Origin of the sequence: Yersinia aleksiciae, assembly GCF_001047675.1 — a bacterium.
GTDB classification, from domain to species: domain Bacteria; phylum Pseudomonadota; class Gammaproteobacteria; order Enterobacterales; family Enterobacteriaceae; genus Yersinia; species Yersinia aleksiciae.
This window is the reverse complement of record NZ_CP011975.1, coordinates 1,672,763-1,689,375: the sequence shown is the minus strand read 5'-3', so window position 1 is coordinate 1,689,375 and position 16,613 is coordinate 1,672,763. Positions and strand designations below refer to the sequence as shown.

Here is a 16,613-nt window from a genome sequence, read left to right as displayed (position 1 = left end):
TGGGCCGCTATAATGCTTTATACCGTCAGTCATTCTCCTTATCGTTGTGATTTATCTGCGTTGTTGAGATTAGTCACATCGGAAGATGAGATTCTCTTTCTGCAAGATGGGGTGATGACTGTTTTGAAAAACAGCGAAAGCCTTAAGCTGTTGTTAAATAACCCTGCTTCTTTCTTTGTATTGGAAGATGACGTTATTGCGCGCGGCTTATCTGGTCAAATTTCAGACAGCGCTACTCTAATCGGCTATACTCACTTCGTGGATTTGACCCTAAAACATCAGCAACAACTGGCATGGTAATGCGAGTAATGCTGTATATTTCTTGACACCTTAGATAGTCAGCCATAAAATTCTGCGTCCTCGTTCTCTGCCAGTAGTGCAAACGAGGGGGATTTATCACGTGTTTACGAAGCAAAAAACCAGGAGCTTTTTTAATAATGGCAACGATTAACCAGCTGGTTCGCAAGCCACGCAGCATGAAGGTTGCTAAAAGCAACGTTCCTGCGCTGGAAGCATGCCCGCAGAAACGTGGTGTATGTACCCGCGTATATACAACCACCCCGAAAAAACCTAACTCCGCACTGCGTAAAGTTTGCCGTGTGCGTTTAACTAACGGTTTTGAAGTCACCTCCTACATCGGCGGTGAAGGTCATAACCTTCAGGAACACTCCGTGATCCTGATCCGTGGCGGTCGTGTTAAAGACTTGCCAGGTGTGCGTTACCACACCGTCCGCGGCGCGCTTGACTGCTCAGGTGTTAAAGACCGTAAGCAATCACGTTCTAAGTACGGCGTGAAGAAGCCAAAGGCTTAATGGTTCTCCGTTAAGTAAGGCCAAACATTTTCACATTAATGTCAAAATAAACTCTTAGAGTTTTGGACAACCCTGAATTAACAACGGAGTATTTCCATGCCACGTCGTCGTGTAATTGGTCAGCGTAAAATTTTACCAGATCCTAAGTTCGGATCTGAATTGCTGGCTAAATTTGTAAACATCCTGATGGTAGATGGTAAAAAATCTACTGCAGAAGCAATCGTCTATACCGCGCTGGAGACCCTGGCTCAGCGTTCTGGTAAAGATTTTCTGGAAGCTTTCGAAGTAGCTCTGGATAACGTGCGCCCGACTGTCGAAGTTAAGTCTCGCCGCGTTGGTGGTTCTACTTATCAGGTACCAGTTGAAGTTCGTCCGGTTCGTCGTAATGCCTTGGCAATGCGTTGGATCGTTGATGCTGCTCGTAAACGCGGTGATAAATCCATGGCTTTGCGCTTGGCGAATGAACTGTCTGACGCAGCAGAGAACAAAGGTTCTGCTGTTAAGAAACGTGAAGACGTTCACCGTATGGCCGAAGCTAACAAGGCGTTCGCCCACTACCGCTGGTAATTACCACGCAGTAGTCATGCTAACCATGCGGGCTGTCTTCTTGAAGCGCCCGCATGGGTTAACCGAATGAACGCCCTAGGAATAGAGGAATCAAATGGCTCGTAAAACACCCATTGAGCGCTATCGTAATATCGGTATCAGCGCTCACATCGACGCCGGTAAGACAACCACTACCGAACGTATCCTGTTTTACACCGGTGTAAACCATAAAATCGGTGAAGTTCATGACGGCGCAGCCACCATGGACTGGATGGAACAGGAGCAGGAGCGTGGTATTACCATTACTTCTGCGGCTACTACCTGCTTCTGGTCTGGTATGGCTAAACAGTTCGAACCACATCACGTCAATATCATTGACACCCCTGGGCACGTTGACTTCACCATCGAAGTAGAACGTTCCATGCGTGTTCTTGACGGCGCGGTAATGGTTTACTGTGCAGTTGGTGGTGTTCAGCCACAGTCTGAGACCGTATGGCGTCAGGCGAATAAATATAAAGTTCCGCGTATCGCGTTCGTTAACAAAATGGACCGTATGGGCGCGAATTTCCTGAAAGTTGTTGGTCAGATTAAATCTCGTCTGGGCGCGAATCCAGTTCCATTGCAACTGGCTATCGGCGCGGAAGAGAAATTCACCGGTATTATTGACCTGGTGAAAATGAAAGCGATCAACTGGAACGAAGCTGATCAGGGCGTGACCTTCGAATACGAAGAGATCCCTGCTGATATGGCTGAGCTGGCTGCTGAATGGCACCAGAATCTGGTTGAATCTGCTGCAGAAGCGTCAGATGAGCTGATGGATAAATACTTGGGCGGCGATGAGCTGACCGAAGAAGAGATCAAGAAAGCTCTGCGTCAACGTGTTCTGCGCAACGAAATTATCTTAGTTACCTGTGGTTCTGCGTTTAAAAACAAAGGCGTACAGGCGATGCTGGATGCGGTTATCGAATATCTGCCTGCCCCGACTGACGTTGAAGCAATCAACGGTATTCTGGACGACGGTAAAGATACTCCGGCAGTTCGTCACTCATCTGACAAAGAGCCGTTCTCTGCGCTGGCATTTAAAATTGCTACCGACCCGTTTGTTGGTAACCTGACGTTCTTCCGTGTGTACTCTGGTATCGTAAATTCCGGTGACACCGTGCTGAACTCAGTACGTTCACAGCGTGAGCGTCTGGGCCGTATCGTACAGATGCACGCAAACAAACGTGAAGAGATCAAAGAAGTTCATGCTGGCGACATCGCAGCAGCAATCGGTCTGAAAGATGTGACGACGGGTGACACTCTGTGTGATCCAGCTAATCCGATCATCTTGGAACGTATGGAGTTCCCGGAGCCAGTAATCTCTGTTGCTGTTGAACCAAAAACCAAAGCTGACCAAGAAAAAATGGGTATGGCTCTGGGTCGTCTGGCAAAAGAAGATCCATCATTCCGCGTTTGGACTGACGAAGAATCTGGTCAGACTATCATCGCTGGTATGGGTGAGTTGCACTTGGATATCCTGGTTGACCGTATGCGCCGCGAATTTAACGTGGAAGCAAATGTCGGTAAACCTCAGGTTGCATACCGTGAAACTATCCGCGACACCGTTAAGGACGTGGAAGGTAAGCACGCTAAGCAGTCAGGCGGTCGTGGTCAGTACGGTCATGTTGTTATCGACATGTCTCCGTTACCACCGGGTGGCGCTGGGTATGAATTCGTCAACGAAATCGTTGGTGGTTCTATTCCTAAAGAGTTCATCCCTGCTGTTGATAAAGGTATCCAGGAACAACTGAAATCTGGCCCTCTGGCAGGTTATCCGGTTGTTGACGTTAAAGTGCGTCTGCACTACGGTTCTTACCATGACGTCGACTCCTCAGAATTGGCATTTAAATTAGCCGGTTCTATCGCCTTTAAAGAAGGTTTCAGAAGAGCTAAACCAGTTCTGCTTGAGCCTATCATGAAGGTTGAAGTCGAAACCCCTGAAGATTACATGGGTGACGTAATGGGCGACCTTAACCGTCGTCGCGGTATCATCGAAGGTATGGAAGATACTGCTACCGGTAAAACCGTTCGCGTCAAGGTTCCGTTGTCTGAAATGTTCGGTTATGCTACTGACCTGCGTTCTCAGACTCAGGGCCGTGCTTCTTACTCCATGGAATTCCTGGAGTATGCTGAAGCACCTAGTAACGTCGCTAAAGCCGTTATCGAAGCCCGTGGCAAATAAGCTTTCGGGTTTAAAACAATGATCCAGTGCTCTCTCATAAGTGGGAGAGCACAAGAGTAAGGAATATAGTCGTGTCTAAAGAAAAATTTGAACGTAACAAACCCCATGTAAACGTCGGTACTATCGGCCACGTTGACCATGGTAAAACAACTCTGACTGCTGCAATCACCACCGTACTGGCTAAAACCTACGGCGGTAGCGCTCGTGCCTTCGATCAGATCGATAACGCACCAGAAGAAAAAGCACGTGGTATCACCATCAACACTTCTCACGTTGAATATGACACCCCGACTCGTCACTATGCGCACGTTGACTGCCCAGGGCATGCCGACTACGTTAAAAACATGATCACCGGTGCTGCTCAGATGGACGGCGCGATCCTGGTTGTTGCTGCAACTGATGGCCCTATGCCACAGACTCGTGAGCACATCCTGTTGGGCCGTCAGGTTGGCGTTCCGTACATGATCGTATTCATGAACAAATGTGACATGGTTGACGATGAAGAGCTGCTGGAATTGGTAGAAATGGAAGTTCGTGAACTTCTTTCTGCTTACGATTTCCCAGGCGACGACATCCCAGTAATCAAAGGTTCAGCGCTGAAAGCACTGGAAGGCGTTCCTGAGTGGGAAGCTAAAATCATTGAACTGGCTGAAGCACTGGATAGCTACATTCCACTGCCAGAACGTGCTATCGATAAGCCATTCTTGCTGCCTATCGAAGACGTATTCTCTATCTCAGGCCGTGGTACTGTTGTAACTGGTCGTGTAGAGCGCGGTATCGTTAAAGTTGGTGAAGAAGTAGAGATCGTTGGTATCAAAGATACTGTTAAATCTACTTGTACTGGCGTTGAAATGTTCCGCAAACTGCTGGACGAAGGTCGTGCTGGTGAGAACGTTGGTGTTCTGCTGCGTGGTATCAAACGTGAAGACATCGAACGTGGTCAAGTTCTGGCTAAACCAGGCTCAATCAAACCACACACTACCTTTGATTCAGAAGTTTATATTCTGAGCAAAGAAGAAGGCGGTCGTCATACTCCGTTCTTCAAAGGCTACCGTCCTCAGTTCTACTTCCGTACAACTGACGTAACAGGTACCATCGAACTGCCAGAAGGCGTTGAAATGGTGATGCCAGGTGACAACATCAACATGGTTGTTACTCTGATTCACCCAATCGCAATGGACGACGGCCTGCGTTTCGCAATCCGTGAAGGCGGCCGTACTGTAGGCGCTGGTGTTGTTGCTAAAGTAATCGCTTAATTGTTTTATTGATTAATTATTATATTGATCAAGTAAAAGGGTGCTTCGGCACCCTTTTTTATTGAACTGCTAGATAATCTTAATTGAAATAACTCGTATTCTTATTTAGACTTGAGAGATTGGTTAAGAAGTGAGTCTCTCTATGTATGTTTGTCTATGTAATGCGATCTCTGACAAAGTTATCCGTAAAGCTGTACGTCAGCACCATCCACATACCATTAAGCAGTTGTGTCAACTCGTACCTATCGGTACTGACTGCGGAAAGTGCATTCGACAGGCCAGAGAAATCTTGATTGAGGAACGCGCTAACATTCCAGAAATGAATGATGTTGCCTAATAGTTAGTAGGGATAAGTTTTCCCCACACTTTGCCATCTGGTACTACACTTTTAGTACTGGAAGCGGAGGGTATAACTATGAAAGGCGATAAAAAAATAATTGCACATCTCAATAAACTACTCGGAAACGAGCTAGTTGCCATCAATCAATATTTTCTTCATGCCCGAATGTTCAAAAACTGGGGGCTGATGCGCCTTAATGATAAGGAGTATCACGAGTCCATCGATGAAATGAAACATGCGGATAAATACATCGAGCGCATTTTATTTCTCGAAGGTATTCCTAACCTGCAAGATCTAGGTAAGTTGAATATCGGTGAAGATGTAGAAGAAATACTGAAATCTGACTTAGCTCTCGAGTTATCCGGAGCGAAGGACTTGCGCGAAGGTATTGCGTATGCCGATTCAATCCATGACTATGTCAGTCGCGATTTGTTGAAGGAAATCTTGACTGAAGAAGAAGGCCATATTGATTGGCTTGAGACAGAGCTCAGTCTGATCGAACGTTTGGGGATACAAAACTACTCGCAGGCTCAGCTGGCGAAAGACTAAATCCTCGCAAGACAGTTTCTTTATCAGTCATAGCGCTGTTCAGTTAAAAGGAGTGAGAACCATTATGGGCTCACTCTTTTCTTATTGCTCTCTCAAAAAGTCCTCTTAATCCTCATTAATTAAATTATCTGGCAAGTTTCCGCATAGATTTCCAACAGCGGCTTGCTTCCTGCTGGTATTTACGTATAATGCGCGGGCCTACCTAATCTTGATAGGTCAGATTGAAACTAATCTGTCAGTTTCAGCCTAGTGTTGCAACTGAACAATACTCCCGATATGGGGGTTATATGTTGAACGATTACACTCCCCCATCAATCGAAATGGGTGCGAGGAGTAATCATTTACGTTTATAAATAATTGGAGCTCTGGTCTCATGCAGAACCAAAGAATCCGTATCCGCCTGAAAGCGTTTGATCATCGTTTGATCGATCAATCAACTGCGGAAATCGTCGAGACTGCCAAGCGCACTGGTGCGCAGGTTCGTGGTCCGATCCCGCTGCCAACTCGCAAAGAGCGCTTTACTGTTCTGATCTCTCCGCACGTCAATAAAGATGCGCGCGATCAGTACGAAATTCGCACTCACAAGCGTCTAGTTGACATCGTTGAGCCAACCGAGAAAACCGTTGATGCTCTGATGCGTCTGGATCTGGCTGCCGGTGTAGACGTGCAGATCAGCCTGGGTTAATCAGGTCATTGAGCGATTGAGAGGTTGAAACAATGATTGGTTTAGTCGGTAAAAAAGTGGGCATGACTCGTATCTTCACTGAAGATGGCGTTTCAATCCCAGTAACTGTTATCGAAATTGAAGCGAACCGTGTAACTCAGGTCAAAAGCCTGGAGAACGACGGATACCGTGCTGTGCAAGTAACTACCGGTGCTAAAAAAGCTAACCGCGTTACTAAACCAGAAGCGGGTCATTTCGCTAAAGCTGGCGTAGAAGCTGGCCGTGGTCTGTGGGAATTCCGCCTTCCAGAAGGTCAAGAGTTTACTGCTGGTCAAGAAATTAGCGTCGAAATTTTTGCAGACGTTAAAAAAGTCGACGTTACAGGTACGTCTAAAGGTAAAGGTTTTGCCGGTACTGTTAAGCGCTGGAATTTCCGTACCCAAGATGCTACCCATGGTAACTCCTTGTCTCACCGTGTTCCGGGTTCTATCGGTCAAAACCAGACTCCGGGCAAAGTGTTCAAAGGCAAGAAAATGGCTGGCCACCTGGGTGACGAGCGTGTAACCGTTCAAAGCCTGGACGTAGTACGTGTTGACGCTGAGCGCAACCTGCTGCTGGTTAAGGGTGCTGTACCGGGCGCAACCGGTGGCAACCTGATCGTTAAACCAGCTGTGAAGGCGTAAGGGGATAGCAATGGAATTAGTATTGAAAGACGCGCAAGGCGCGCTGACTGTTTCCGAAACTACCTTCGGTCGTGATTTCAACGAAGCGCTGGTACATCAGGTTGTTGTTGCTTATGCAGCAGGTGCCCGTCAAGGTACTCGTGCTCAGAAGACCCGCGCTGAAGTAACAGGTTCCGGTAAGAAGCCGTGGCGTCAAAAAGGCACCGGCCGTGCGCGTGCAGGTTCTGTAAAGAGCCCAATCTGGCGTTCAGGTGGTGTGACCTTTGCTGCGAAGCCTCAGGATCACAGTCAGAAAGTAAATAAAAAGATGTACCGCGGCGCGCTGAAAAGCATTCTGTCCGAATTGGTACGTCAAGATCGTCTGATCATTGTCGAAAAGTTCTCTGTTGAAGCACCTAAAACTAAGTTGCTGGCGCAGAAACTGAAAGATATGGCTCTGGAAGATGTGCTGATCGTAACGGGTGAACTGGACGAGAACTTGTTCTTGGCAGCTCGCAACCTGTACAAGGTTGACGTTCGCGATGTAGCCGGTATCGACCCAGTTAGCCTGATCGCCTTCGACAAGGTGGTTATGACTGCTGATGCTGTGAAGCAAGTTGAGGAGATGCTGGCATGATTCGTGAAGAACGTCTGCTGAAAGTACTGCGCGCGCCGCATGTATCTGAAAAAGCGTCCGCTGCGATGGAAAAGAATAACACCATCGTTCTCAAAGTTGCCAAAGACGCGACCAAAGCAGAAATTAAAGCTGCAGTGCAGAAACTGTTTGAAGTCGAAGTCGAAGACGTTAACACCTTGCTGGTTAAAGGCAAGAGTAAGCGTCACGGTCAGCGTGTTGGTCGTCGTAGCGACTGGAAAAAAGCTTACGTCACCCTGAAAGAAGGCCAGAATCTGGACTTCATCGGCGGCGCAGAGTAAGTCGGAGGAGTAAACAATGGCAATTGTTAAATGTAAACCTACATCTCCGGGTCGTCGCCACGTTGTTAAAGTGGTTAACCCTGAGCTGCACAAGGGTAAGCCTTATGCCCCGTTGCTTGAGAAATTAAGCAAAAGCGGTGGCCGTAACAACAATGGCCGTATCACTACCCGTCATATCGGTGGTGGCCACAAGCAACATTATCGTCTGGTTGACTTCAAACGCAACAAAGATGGTATCCCTGCTGTGGTTGAGCGTCTGGAGTACGATCCGAACCGTTCCGCGAACATCGCGCTGGTTCTGTACAAAGACGGCGAACGCCGTTATATCCTGGCGCCGAAAGGCCTGAAAGCTGGTGACCAGATTCAATCTGGCGTTGATGCTGCAATTAAAGCAGGTAACACCCTGCCTATGCGTAACATCCCAGTTGGTTCAACGGTTCATAACGTAGAAATGAAACCAGGTAAAGGCGGCCAATTGGCTCGTTCTGCTGGTGCATACGTTCAGATCGTTGCTCGTGACGGTTCCTACGTTACTCTGCGTCTGCGCTCCGGCGAGATGCGCAAGGTTCTAGCTGATTGCCGCGCCACCTTAGGTGAAGTCGGTAACGCTGAACACATGCTGCGTGTCCTGGGTAAAGCAGGTGCTAGTCGTTGGCGTGGTATTCGTCCTACCGTTCGCGGTACGGCGATGAACCCGGTAGATCACCCACACGGTGGTGGTGAAGGTCGTAACTTTGGTAAGCACCCGGTAACCCCGTGGGGCGTTCAAACCAAAGGTAAGAAGACCCGTAGCAACAAGCGTACTGATAAGTTCATCGTACGTCGCCGTAGTAAAAAATAATTAGAGGATAAGCCATGCCACGTTCTCTCAAGAAAGGTCCCTTCATTGACCTGCACTTGCTGAAGAAGGTAGAGAAAGCGGTGGAAAGCGGAGACAAGAAGCCAATTCGGACTTGGTCCCGTCGTTCAACGGTCTTTCCAAATATGATCGGTTTGACCATCGCTGTCCATAATGGTCGTCAGCACGTTCCTGTATTTGTTTCCGATGAAATGGTCGGTCACAAATTGGGTGAATTCGCGCCGACCCGTACTTATCGCGGCCATGCGGCCGATAAAAAGGCTAAAAAGCGCTAAGGTAGGAGGAAGAGATGGAAACTATCGCTAAACATCGCCACGCTCGTTCTTCTGCTCAGAAGGTTCGCTTGGTAGCGGACCTGATTCGCGGTAAGAAAGTGTCGCAAGCTCTGGAAACTCTGGCCTATACCAACAAGAAAGCTGCTGGTTTGGTTAAGAAAGTGCTGGAGTCTGCCATTGCTAACGCAGAACACAACGATGGCGCTGACATCGATGATCTGAAAGTCACGAAGATTTTCGTAGACGAAGGCCCTAGCATGAAGCGCATTATGCCGCGTGCAAAAGGTCGTGCAGATCGCATCCTGAAGCGCACCAGCCACATTACTGTGGTTGTGTCCGATCGCTGAGACTCTGGAGACTAGCAATGGGTCAGAAAGTACATCCTAATGGTATTCGACTAGGTATTGTCAAAGCTTGGAACTCTACCTGGTACGCAAATACCAAAGAATTCGCTGACAACCTGGACAGCGACTTTAAAGTTCGCCAATTCTTGACTAAAGAATTAGCGAAAGCTTCCGTTTCTCGCATCGTTATCGAGCGTCCAGCGAAGAGCATCCGTGTGACTATTCACACCGCTCGTCCTGGCATCGTTATCGGCAAGAAAGGTGAAGATGTCGAAAAACTGCGTAAGGTCGTAGCGGATATCGCTGGCGTTCCTGCACAGATTAACATCGCCGAAGTCCGTAAACCGGAACTGGACGCAAAATTGGTTGCTGACAGCATCACTTCACAGCTGGAACGTCGTGTTATGTTCCGTCGTGCTATGAAGCGTGCTGTACAGAACGCAATGCGTCTTGGCGCTAAAGGTATCAAAGTTGAAGTAAGCGGCCGCCTTGGCGGTGCTGAAATCGCGCGTACCGAATGGTACCGTGAAGGTCGTGTTCCGTTGCATACACTGCGTGCGGATATCGATTACAACACATCTGAAGCGCACACCACTTATGGTGTAATCGGCGTAAAGGTATGGATCTTCAAAGGTGAGATCTTGGGTGGTATGGCTGCTGTTGAACAACCGGAACCGGCTGCTCAACCTAAAAAGCAGCAGCGTAAAGGCCGCAAGTAAGGAGAATCGCTGATGTTACAACCAAAGCGTACAAAATTCCGTAAGATGCACAAAGGCCGTAACCGTGGCCTTGCGCAAGGTACGGATGTTAGCTTCGGTGAGTTCGGCCTGAAAGCTTGTGGCCGTTGCCGCCTGACGGCTCGTCAAATCGAAGCAGCCCGTCGTGCGATGACACGTGCAATTAAGCGTCAAGGTAAGGTCTGGATCCGTGTATTCCCGGACAAACCGATCACCGAGAAGCCGCTCGAAGTGCGTATGGGTAAAGGTAAGGGTAACGTAGAGTATTGGGTTGCCCTGATCCAGCCAGGAAAAGTTTTATTTGAAATGGCTGGTGTGCCGGAAGAAACTGCTCGCGAAGCATTTAAGCTCGCTGCAGCGAAACTGCCTGTAGGAACCACCTTTGTAACTAAGACGGTGATGTAATGAAAGCACAAGAGCTGCGTGAAAAAAGCGTTGAAGAGCTGAACACTGAGCTGCTCAACCTGCTGCGTGAGCAATTTAATTTGCGCATGCAGGCGGCTAGTGGCCAGCTGCAACAAACTCACCTGTCGAAACAAGTGCGTCGTAATATCGCACGTGTTAAGACTTTACTGACTGAAAAGGCGGGTGCGTAATGACTGACCAAATCCGTACTCTGCAAGGTCGCGTAGTTAGTGACAAAATGGAGAAATCCATGGTTGTTGCTATCGAACGTGTGGTGAAGCACCCGATTTATGGGAAATTCATCCGTCGTACGACGAAATTGCATGTACATGACGAGAACAATGAATGTGGTATCGGTGACGTGGTAGAAATCCGCGAATGCCGTCCACTGTCAAAGACTAAGTCTTGGACACTTGTTCGCGTTGTAGAGAAAGCGATTCTGTAATAGAGTAGCTGACTCGAACATAATAAGCGGCTCAGAAAGTGGGCCGCTTATTTTTTCTACCCATAATCTGGAAGCGGTGTTATAATGCTGCGCCCTCGTTATTGGGGCTTTTAAACGACCTATTCTGGGTCCTAAAGTAGTAGTTGACATTAGCGGAGCACTAACATGATCCAAGAACAGACTATGCTGAACGTGGCCGACAACTCCGGTGCACGTCGCGTAATGTGTATCAAGGTTCTAGGTGGCTCGCACCGTCGCTACGCAGGCATCGGCGACATCATCAAGATCACCATCAAGGAAGCAATTCCTCGTGGCAAGGTGAAGAAAGGCGATGTTCTGAAGGCGGTAGTGGTGCGCACCAAGAAGGGTGTACGTCGCCCGGACGGTTCTGTCATTCGCTTCGATGGTAACGCTTGTGTTATTTTAAATAATAACAGCGAGCAGCCAATCGGCACGCGTATTTTTGGGCCGGTAACTCGTGAACTGCGTAATGAGAAGTTCATGAAAATTATCTCTCTGGCACCAGAAGTACTCTAAGGAGCGAACCATGGCAGCGAAAATCCGTCGTGATGACGAAGTTATCGTGCTAACCGGGAAAGACAAAGGTAAGCGCGGTAAAGTAAAGAATGTCCTGTCTGCTGGTAAGGTCATTGTTGAAGGTATCAACCTGGTTAAAAAACATCAGAAGCCGGTTCCGGCCCTGAACCAACCAGGTGGCATTGTTGAAAAAGAAGCTGCAATTCAAGTTTCCAACCTTGCGCTGTTCAACGCGACAACCGGTAAGGCTGACCGTGTAGGCTTTAGATTCGAAGACGGTAAAAAAGTCCGTTTCTTTAAATCTAACAGCGAAACTATCAAGTAATTTGGAGTAATACGATGGCGAAACTGCATGATTACTACAAAGACGAGGTGGTCAAACAACTGATGTCTCAGTTTGGCTACAACTCTGTCATGCAAGTCCCTCGGGTCGAGAAGATCACCCTGAACATGGGTGTTGGTGAAGCGATCGCTGACAAGAAACTGCTGGATAATGCAGCAGCTGACTTGGCAGCTATCTCCGGCCAAAAGCCGTTTATCACCAAAGCACGCAAATCTGTTGCAGGCTTCAAAATCCGTCAGGGCTATCCGATCGGCTGTAAAGTGACCCTGCGTGGCGAACGCATGTGGGAATTCTTTGAGCGTCTGATTACCATTGCTGTTCCGCGTATCCGTGACTTCCGTGGCTTGTCCGCTAAGTCATTCGATGGTCGTGGAAACTACAGCATGGGTGTGCGCGAGCAGATCATCTTCCCGGAAATCGACTACGATAAAGTCGATCGTGTACGTGGTTTGGATATTACCATTACCACTACTGCGAAGTCCGATGATGAAGGCCGTGCATTGTTGGCTGCTTTTAAATTCCCATTCCGCAAGTAAGGTAGGGTTACTGATGGCTAAGCAATCAATGAAAGCACGCGAAGTTGTTCGCGTGAAACTAGCTAACAAATACCGCGCTCAACGCGAGGAATTAAAAGCTATTATCTCTGGTGTGAACTCATCCGACGAAGATCGTTGGAATGCTGTTCTGAAGCTGCAGTCTCTGCCGCGTGATTCCAGCCCGTCCCGTCAGCGTAACCGCTGCAACCAAACTGGTCGTCCGCATGGTTTCCTGCGGAAGTTCGGGTTGAGCCGTATTAAAGTCCGTGAAACCGCAATGCGCGGTGAAATCCCGGGCCTTAAAAAGGCTAGCTGGTAATTGTCACCAATTGAATCACGGGAGTAAAGACAGATGAGCATGCAAGATCCGATCGCGGATATGCTGACCCGTATCCGTAACGGTCAAGCCGCAAACAAAGTTGCGGTCACCATGCCTTCCTCCAAGCTGAAAGTGGCAATTGCCAACGTTCTGAAGGAAGAAGGCTTTATTGAAGATTTTAAAGTCGAAGGCGACACCAAGCCTACTCTGGAATTAGCACTTAAGTATTTCCAGGGCAAGGCAGTGGTAGAAAGCATTCAACGTATCAGCCGTCCAGGTCTGCGCATCTATAAGAAAAAAGATGAGCTGCCAAAAGTTATGGCCGGTTTGGGTATCGCTGTTATTTCTACCTCTAAAGGTGTTATGACCGATCGTGCAGCTCGCCAAGCTGGTCTTGGTGGCGAGATTATCTGCTACGTAGCTTAATTCGGGAGGAAAGAATGTCTCGTGTTGCAAAAGCACCCGTCGTCATTCCTGCCGGCGTAGAGGTAAAACTCAACGGTCAGGTTATTTCGATAAAGGGTAAGAACGGCGAGCTGACTCGTACCGTCCATAGTGCTGTTGAAGTTAAGCAAGAAGGTAATACATTGACTTTCGCTCCACGCGAAGGCGCTGTAGACGGTTGGGCCCAAGCGGGTACCACTCGTGCACTGCTTAATGCAATGGTCATTGGTGTTACCGAAGGCTTCACCAAGAAGCTTCAACTGGTAGGCGTAGGCTACCGTGCCGCAGTTAAAGGCAACGTGGTGAATTTAGCCTTAGGCTTCTCTCACCCAGTTGACCATGAATTGCCGGCTGGCATCACTGCCGAATGCCCGACCCAAACTGAAATCGTGCTGAAAGGCGCTGATAAGCAGGTGATTGGTCAGGTTGCAGCAGATTTGCGTGCCTACCGTCGTCCTGAGCCTTATAAAGGCAAGGGTGTCCGTTACGCCGACGAAGTCGTGCGTACCAAAGAGGCTAAGAAGAAGTAAGGTAACACTATGGATAAGAAAGCAGCTCGTATCCGTCGTGCGACCCGCGCACGCCGCAAGCTCAAAGAACTGGGTGCGACTCGCCTGGTGGTACATCGTACCCCACGCCATATTTACGCGCAGGTTATTGCACCAAACGGTTCTGAAATTTTGGTAGCCGCTTCTACTGTAGAAAAAGCTATCAATGAGCAATTGAAGTACGCCGGCAACAAAGATGCCGCCGCAGCTGTAGGTAAAGCTGTTGCAGAGCGCGCATTGGAAAAAGGGATCACGAAAGTATCCTTTGACCGTTCCGGTTTCCAATATCATGGTCGAGTCCAGGCACTGGCAGATGCTGCCCGTGAAGCTGGCCTTCAGTTCTAAGGTAGAGGTGTAAGATGTCACACATCGAAAAACAAGCTGGCGAACTGCAGGAAAAGCTGATCGCGGTAAACCGCGTATCTAAAACCGTAAAAGGTGGCCGTATTTTCAGCTTTACCGCACTGACAGTAGTTGGTGATGGTAACGGTCGCGTTGGTTTTGGCTACGGCAAAGCACGCGAAGTTCCGGCAGCGATCCAGAAAGCGATGGAGAAAGCCCGTCGCGCTATGATTAATGTTGCTTTGGATAACGGCACTCTGCAGCACCCAGTTAAAGGTGCTCACACGGGTTCTCGTGTATTCATGCAACCAGCTTCTGAAGGTACCGGTATTATTGCCGGTGGTGCAATGCGCGCCGTCTTGGAAGTTGCAGGGGTTCATAACGTATTGGCCAAGGCATATGGTTCTACTAACCCGATCAACGTGGTTCGTGCAACTATTTTAGCTCTGGAAGATATGAAATCCCCAGAAATGGTCGCTGCTAAGCGTGGTAAGTCCGTCGAAGAAATTCTAGGGAAATAACCATGGCAAAGACTATTAAAGTAACTCAAACAAAAAGCAGTATCGGTCGTTTGCCGAAACACAAGGCAACTCTGATCGGTTTAGGTCTGCGTCGTATTGGTCATACTGTAGAGCGTGAGGATACTCCCGCTGTACGTGGTATGGTCAACTTGGTTTCCTACATGGTTAAAGTTGAGGAGTAACAGATGCGTTTAAATACTCTGTCTCCGGCTGAAGGTGCCAAGCATGCGCCGAAGCGTGTAGGTCGTGGTATTGGTTCTGGCCTGGGTAAAACCGCTGGTCGTGGTCACAAAGGTCAGAACTCACGTTCTGGTGGTGGCGTACGTCGTGGTTTTGAAGGTGGTCAGATGCCTTTATATCGTCGTTTGCCGAAATTCGGCTTCACCTCTCGCAAAGCTATGATCACGGCAGAAGTTCGTCTGTCTGAACTGGCTTTAGTGGAAGGCGACGTAATCGACCTGAACACGCTGAAAGCCGCTAACGTTGTTGGTACCCAGATTGAGTTCGCGAAAGTTATGCTTTCAGGCGAAATCACTCGTGCGGTAACTCTTCGTGGTCTGCGTGTCACCAAAGGCGCTCGTGCTGCTATCGAAGCTGCTGGCGGTAAAATTGAGGAATAAGTAGCAGATGGCTAAGCAACCAGGATTAGATTTTCAAAGTGCTAAAGGCGGATTAGGCGAACTGAAGCGCAGACTTTTGTTTGTTATCGGTGCGCTTATTGTTTTCCGTATCGGCTCTTTTATTCCGATTCCTGGTATCGATGCCACTGTGCTTGCTAAATTGCTCGAGCAGCAGAGAGGGACCATCATTGAAATGTTTAACATGTTCTCTGGTGGTGCTCTCAGTCGTGCTTCTATCTTTGCCTTGGGTATCATGCCGTATATTTCGGCATCAATTATTATCCAACTGTTAACGGTGGTTCATCCAGCGTTAGCTGAAATAAAGAAAGAAGGGGAGGCTGGCCGTCGTAAGATTAGTCAGTATACCCGTTATGGCACGTTGGTATTGGCTATATTCCAATCGATCGGTATTGCTACCGGTCTACCGAATATGCCTGGGATGCAAGGTCTGGTAATAAATCCAGGCTTTGCCTTCTATTTTACCGCTGTTGTTAGCTTGGTCACTGGGACAATGTTCCTTATGTGGCTTGGCGAACAGATTACTGAGCGTGGTATCGGTAACGGTATTTCAATCATAATCTTTGCTGGTATTGTTGCCGGTCTACCACCTGCAATAGCCCATACCATCGAGCAAGCTCGGCAAGGCGACCTGCACTTCCTCCTGTTGCTGTTGGTTGCAGTATTAGTGTTTGCAGTAACCTTCTTCGTTGTTTTCATTGAACGTGGTCAACGCCGTATCGTCGTTAACTATGCTAAACGTCAACAAGGTCGTCGTGTTTATGCAGCACAGAGCACACACTTACCGTTGAAAGTGAATATGGCCGGGGTTATCCCAGCAATCTTTGCTTCCAGCATAATTCTGTTCCCTGCCACGATTGCATCATGGTTTGGGGGTGGGACAGGTTGGAACTGGCTGACGACTATTTCGATGTATTTGCAGCCAGGACAGCCGCTTTATGTGTTACTCTATGCGTCTGCAATCATCTTCTTCTGTTTCTTCTACACGGCGCTAGTTTTCAACCCGCGTGAAACAGCAGATAACCTGAAGAAGTCCGGTGCATTCGTGCCAGGAATTCGTCCGGGAGAGCAAACGGCGAAGTACATCGATAAAGTAATGACGCGTCTAACCTTAATTGGTGCGATGTATATTACTTTCATCTGCCTGATCCCGGAGTTCATGCGTGACGCGATGAAAGTACCATTTTACTTTGGTGGTACCTCCCTACTTATCGTAGTGGTGGTCATCATGGACTTTATGGCTCAAGTGCAAACTCTAATGATGTCGAGTCAGTACGAGTCTGCATTGAAGAAAGCAAACCTGAAAGGCTATAACCGCTAATCAGGGATGT

General features: G+C 48.3%; 29 protein-coding genes. All 29 read left to right on the top strand.

From position 1 onward, the window contains the following. Positions 1-12 precede the first annotated feature (12 nt). The 29 genes from tusB to secY all read left to right on the top strand — a co-directional run bounded on the left by tusB (position 13) and on the right by secY (position 16,603). Entirely contained in the window at positions 13-300 is a 288-nt protein-coding gene (gene tusB / locus ACZ76_RS07810) for a sulfurtransferase complex subunit TusB (protein ID WP_005186220.1), read from the top strand. Positions 301-437: 137 nt separating this feature from the next. Continuing rightward, entirely contained in the window at positions 438-812 is a 375-nt protein-coding gene (rpsL, locus tag ACZ76_RS07805) for a 30S ribosomal protein S12 (RefSeq protein ID WP_002212323.1), read from the top strand. Positions 813-908: 96 nt separating this feature from the next. Then, positions 909-1,379 carry a 30S ribosomal protein S7 gene (rpsG, locus tag ACZ76_RS07800; protein ID WP_002212324.1) on the top strand — a complete coding sequence of 157 codons (471 nt, stop codon included), beginning with the start codon at positions 909-911 and terminating at the stop codon, positions 1,377-1,379. 94 nt (positions 1,380-1,473) lie between these two features. Beyond that, on the top strand, positions 1,474-3,582 hold the full coding sequence (gene fusA / locus ACZ76_RS07795) for an elongation factor G (protein WP_048618239.1): 2,109 nt from the start codon (positions 1,474-1,476) through the stop codon (positions 3,580-3,582). 71 nt (positions 3,583-3,653) lie between these two features. Further along, entirely contained in the window at positions 3,654-4,838 is a 1,185-nt protein-coding gene (gene tuf / locus ACZ76_RS07790; protein ID WP_005271793.1) for an elongation factor Tu, read from the top strand. A gap of 142 nt (positions 4,839-4,980) precedes the next feature. After that, positions 4,981-5,175, top strand: coding sequence for a bacterioferritin-associated ferredoxin (bfd, locus tag ACZ76_RS17945; protein WP_050126048.1), 195 nt, complete (start codon positions 4,981-4,983; stop codon positions 5,173-5,175). A gap of 78 nt (positions 5,176-5,253) precedes the next feature. After that, the gene (gene bfr, locus ACZ76_RS07785) at positions 5,254-5,727 is read left to right on the top strand and encodes a bacterioferritin (protein ID WP_048618236.1); all 474 of its coding nucleotides are present in this window, start codon (positions 5,254-5,256) and stop codon (positions 5,725-5,727) included. A gap of 373 nt (positions 5,728-6,100) precedes the next feature. After that, positions 6,101-6,412, top strand: coding sequence for a 30S ribosomal protein S10 (gene rpsJ, locus ACZ76_RS07780; protein ID WP_001181005.1), 312 nt, complete (start codon positions 6,101-6,103; stop codon positions 6,410-6,412). A 32-nt stretch (positions 6,413-6,444) separates the two neighbouring features. Beyond that, the gene (gene rplC / locus ACZ76_RS07775; RefSeq protein WP_004709250.1) at positions 6,445-7,074 is read left to right on the top strand and encodes a 50S ribosomal protein L3; all 630 of its coding nucleotides are present in this window, start codon (positions 6,445-6,447) and stop codon (positions 7,072-7,074) included. A gap of 10 nt (positions 7,075-7,084) precedes the next feature. Next, positions 7,085-7,690 (top strand): 50S ribosomal protein L4, encoded by a 606-nt coding sequence (gene rplD, locus ACZ76_RS07770; protein ID WP_004716380.1) that lies wholly within the window; start codon positions 7,085-7,087, stop codon positions 7,688-7,690. Then, positions 7,687-7,989, top strand: a complete 303-nt coding sequence (gene rplW, locus ACZ76_RS07765) for a 50S ribosomal protein L23 (RefSeq protein WP_005159841.1) — start codon at positions 7,687-7,689, stop codon at positions 7,987-7,989. Before rplD ends, rplW begins: the two co-directional genes overlap by 4 nt. A gap of 16 nt (positions 7,990-8,005) precedes the next feature. After that, positions 8,006-8,830, top strand: coding sequence for a 50S ribosomal protein L2 (gene rplB / locus ACZ76_RS07760; protein WP_004709246.1), 825 nt, complete (start codon positions 8,006-8,008; stop codon positions 8,828-8,830). A gap of 14 nt (positions 8,831-8,844) precedes the next feature. Next, the gene (gene rpsS, locus ACZ76_RS07755) at positions 8,845-9,123 is read left to right on the top strand and encodes a 30S ribosomal protein S19 (protein ID WP_002213430.1); all 279 of its coding nucleotides are present in this window, start codon (positions 8,845-8,847) and stop codon (positions 9,121-9,123) included. A 14-nt stretch (positions 9,124-9,137) separates the two neighbouring features. Continuing rightward, complete coding sequence (gene rplV / locus ACZ76_RS07750) at positions 9,138-9,470, top strand: 50S ribosomal protein L22 (protein WP_004391423.1); 333 nt, start codon at positions 9,138-9,140, stop codon at positions 9,468-9,470. Positions 9,471-9,487: 17 nt separating this feature from the next. Further along, a complete protein-coding gene (gene rpsC / locus ACZ76_RS07745; protein ID WP_002221644.1) occupies positions 9,488-10,186 on the top strand; it encodes a 30S ribosomal protein S3 in 699 nt (232 codons plus the stop codon). Between the two features lie 12 nt (positions 10,187-10,198). Next, entirely contained in the window at positions 10,199-10,609 is a 411-nt protein-coding gene (gene rplP / locus ACZ76_RS07740) for a 50S ribosomal protein L16 (protein ID WP_002218940.1), read from the top strand. Continuing rightward, the gene (gene rpmC / locus ACZ76_RS07735) at positions 10,609-10,800 is read left to right on the top strand and encodes a 50S ribosomal protein L29 (RefSeq protein ID WP_005159843.1); all 192 of its coding nucleotides are present in this window, start codon (positions 10,609-10,611) and stop codon (positions 10,798-10,800) included. Before rplP ends, rpmC begins: the two co-directional genes overlap by 1 nt. Continuing rightward, positions 10,800-11,054, top strand: a complete 255-nt coding sequence (rpsQ, locus tag ACZ76_RS07730; RefSeq protein ID WP_002228135.1) for a 30S ribosomal protein S17 — start codon at positions 10,800-10,802, stop codon at positions 11,052-11,054. Before rpmC ends, rpsQ begins: the two co-directional genes overlap by 1 nt. A gap of 165 nt (positions 11,055-11,219) precedes the next feature. Continuing rightward, positions 11,220-11,591, top strand: a complete 372-nt coding sequence (gene rplN / locus ACZ76_RS07725) for a 50S ribosomal protein L14 (RefSeq protein WP_002213325.1) — start codon at positions 11,220-11,222, stop codon at positions 11,589-11,591. Between the two features lie 10 nt (positions 11,592-11,601). After that, a complete protein-coding gene (rplX, locus tag ACZ76_RS07720; protein WP_004875104.1) occupies positions 11,602-11,916 on the top strand; it encodes a 50S ribosomal protein L24 in 315 nt (104 codons plus the stop codon). Between the two features lie 14 nt (positions 11,917-11,930). Then, positions 11,931-12,470: a 50S ribosomal protein L5 gene (gene rplE, locus ACZ76_RS07715; RefSeq protein ID WP_004391419.1), complete on the top strand. Its 540-nt coding sequence runs from the start codon at positions 11,931-11,933 to the stop codon at positions 12,468-12,470. Positions 12,471-12,483: 13 nt separating this feature from the next. After that, positions 12,484-12,789 (top strand): 30S ribosomal protein S14, encoded by a 306-nt coding sequence (gene rpsN, locus ACZ76_RS07710; protein ID WP_004391418.1) that lies wholly within the window; start codon positions 12,484-12,486, stop codon positions 12,787-12,789. 33 nt (positions 12,790-12,822) lie between these two features. Beyond that, on the top strand, positions 12,823-13,215 hold the full coding sequence (gene rpsH, locus ACZ76_RS07705; RefSeq protein ID WP_048618231.1) for a 30S ribosomal protein S8: 393 nt from the start codon (positions 12,823-12,825) through the stop codon (positions 13,213-13,215). A 14-nt stretch (positions 13,216-13,229) separates the two neighbouring features. After that, positions 13,230-13,763 (top strand): 50S ribosomal protein L6, encoded by a 534-nt coding sequence (gene rplF, locus ACZ76_RS07700; protein ID WP_048618229.1) that lies wholly within the window; start codon positions 13,230-13,232, stop codon positions 13,761-13,763. A gap of 9 nt (positions 13,764-13,772) precedes the next feature. Then, complete coding sequence (gene rplR / locus ACZ76_RS07695) at positions 13,773-14,126, top strand: 50S ribosomal protein L18 (protein WP_004391413.1); 354 nt, start codon at positions 13,773-13,775, stop codon at positions 14,124-14,126. Between the two features lie 14 nt (positions 14,127-14,140). Beyond that, entirely contained in the window at positions 14,141-14,644 is a 504-nt protein-coding gene (rpsE, locus tag ACZ76_RS07690) for a 30S ribosomal protein S5 (protein WP_004875101.1), read from the top strand. 2 nt (positions 14,645-14,646) lie between these two features. Continuing rightward, positions 14,647-14,826: a 50S ribosomal protein L30 gene (rpmD, locus tag ACZ76_RS07685; protein WP_002213339.1), complete on the top strand. Its 180-nt coding sequence runs from the start codon at positions 14,647-14,649 to the stop codon at positions 14,824-14,826. Positions 14,827-14,829: 3 nt separating this feature from the next. Beyond that, a complete protein-coding gene (gene rplO, locus ACZ76_RS07680; RefSeq protein WP_004391411.1) occupies positions 14,830-15,264 on the top strand; it encodes a 50S ribosomal protein L15 in 435 nt (144 codons plus the stop codon). Positions 15,265-15,271: 7 nt separating this feature from the next. Beyond that, entirely contained in the window at positions 15,272-16,603 is a 1,332-nt protein-coding gene (gene secY, locus ACZ76_RS07675; protein WP_002213344.1) for a preprotein translocase subunit SecY, read from the top strand. Positions 16,604-16,613: the final 10 nt, after the last annotated feature.

What these genes read in the sequence shown, in the direction of transcription:
- tusB (WP_005186220.1), top strand. Translation starts at nt 13, where the DNA reads ATGCTTTATACCGTCAGTCATTCTCCTTATCGTTGTGATTTATCTGCG.
- rpsL (WP_002212323.1), top strand. Translation starts at nt 438, where the DNA reads ATGGCAACGATTAACCAGCTGGTTCGCAAGCCACGCAGCATGAAGGTT.
- rpsG (WP_002212324.1), top strand. Translation starts at nt 909, where the DNA reads ATGCCACGTCGTCGTGTAATTGGTCAGCGTAAAATTTTACCAGATCCT.
- fusA (WP_048618239.1), top strand. Translation starts at nt 1,474, where the DNA reads ATGGCTCGTAAAACACCCATTGAGCGCTATCGTAATATCGGTATCAGC.
- bfd (WP_050126048.1), top strand. Translation starts at nt 4,981, where the DNA reads ATGTATGTTTGTCTATGTAATGCGATCTCTGACAAAGTTATCCGTAAA.
- bfr (WP_048618236.1), top strand. Translation starts at nt 5,254, where the DNA reads ATGAAAGGCGATAAAAAAATAATTGCACATCTCAATAAACTACTCGGA.
- rpsJ (WP_001181005.1), top strand. Translation starts at nt 6,101, where the DNA reads ATGCAGAACCAAAGAATCCGTATCCGCCTGAAAGCGTTTGATCATCGT.
- rplC (WP_004709250.1), top strand. Translation starts at nt 6,445, where the DNA reads ATGATTGGTTTAGTCGGTAAAAAAGTGGGCATGACTCGTATCTTCACT.
- rplD (WP_004716380.1), top strand. Translation starts at nt 7,085, where the DNA reads ATGGAATTAGTATTGAAAGACGCGCAAGGCGCGCTGACTGTTTCCGAA.
- rplW (WP_005159841.1), top strand. Translation starts at nt 7,687, where the DNA reads ATGATTCGTGAAGAACGTCTGCTGAAAGTACTGCGCGCGCCGCATGTA.
- rplB (WP_004709246.1), top strand. Translation starts at nt 8,006, where the DNA reads ATGGCAATTGTTAAATGTAAACCTACATCTCCGGGTCGTCGCCACGTT.
- rpsS (WP_002213430.1), top strand. Translation starts at nt 8,845, where the DNA reads ATGCCACGTTCTCTCAAGAAAGGTCCCTTCATTGACCTGCACTTGCTG.
- rplV (WP_004391423.1), top strand. Translation starts at nt 9,138, where the DNA reads ATGGAAACTATCGCTAAACATCGCCACGCTCGTTCTTCTGCTCAGAAG.
- rpsC (WP_002221644.1), top strand. Translation starts at nt 9,488, where the DNA reads ATGGGTCAGAAAGTACATCCTAATGGTATTCGACTAGGTATTGTCAAA.
- rplP (WP_002218940.1), top strand. Translation starts at nt 10,199, where the DNA reads ATGTTACAACCAAAGCGTACAAAATTCCGTAAGATGCACAAAGGCCGT.
- rpmC (WP_005159843.1), top strand. Translation starts at nt 10,609, where the DNA reads ATGAAAGCACAAGAGCTGCGTGAAAAAAGCGTTGAAGAGCTGAACACT.
- rpsQ (WP_002228135.1), top strand. Translation starts at nt 10,800, where the DNA reads ATGACTGACCAAATCCGTACTCTGCAAGGTCGCGTAGTTAGTGACAAA.
- rplN (WP_002213325.1), top strand. Translation starts at nt 11,220, where the DNA reads ATGATCCAAGAACAGACTATGCTGAACGTGGCCGACAACTCCGGTGCA.
- rplX (WP_004875104.1), top strand. Translation starts at nt 11,602, where the DNA reads ATGGCAGCGAAAATCCGTCGTGATGACGAAGTTATCGTGCTAACCGGG.
- rplE (WP_004391419.1), top strand. Translation starts at nt 11,931, where the DNA reads ATGGCGAAACTGCATGATTACTACAAAGACGAGGTGGTCAAACAACTG.
- rpsN (WP_004391418.1), top strand. Translation starts at nt 12,484, where the DNA reads ATGGCTAAGCAATCAATGAAAGCACGCGAAGTTGTTCGCGTGAAACTA.
- rpsH (WP_048618231.1), top strand. Translation starts at nt 12,823, where the DNA reads ATGAGCATGCAAGATCCGATCGCGGATATGCTGACCCGTATCCGTAAC.
- rplF (WP_048618229.1), top strand. Translation starts at nt 13,230, where the DNA reads ATGTCTCGTGTTGCAAAAGCACCCGTCGTCATTCCTGCCGGCGTAGAG.
- rplR (WP_004391413.1), top strand. Translation starts at nt 13,773, where the DNA reads ATGGATAAGAAAGCAGCTCGTATCCGTCGTGCGACCCGCGCACGCCGC.
- rpsE (WP_004875101.1), top strand. Translation starts at nt 14,141, where the DNA reads ATGTCACACATCGAAAAACAAGCTGGCGAACTGCAGGAAAAGCTGATC.
- rpmD (WP_002213339.1), top strand. Translation starts at nt 14,647, where the DNA reads ATGGCAAAGACTATTAAAGTAACTCAAACAAAAAGCAGTATCGGTCGT.
- rplO (WP_004391411.1), top strand. Translation starts at nt 14,830, where the DNA reads ATGCGTTTAAATACTCTGTCTCCGGCTGAAGGTGCCAAGCATGCGCCG.
- secY (WP_002213344.1), top strand. Translation starts at nt 15,272, where the DNA reads ATGGCTAAGCAACCAGGATTAGATTTTCAAAGTGCTAAAGGCGGATTA.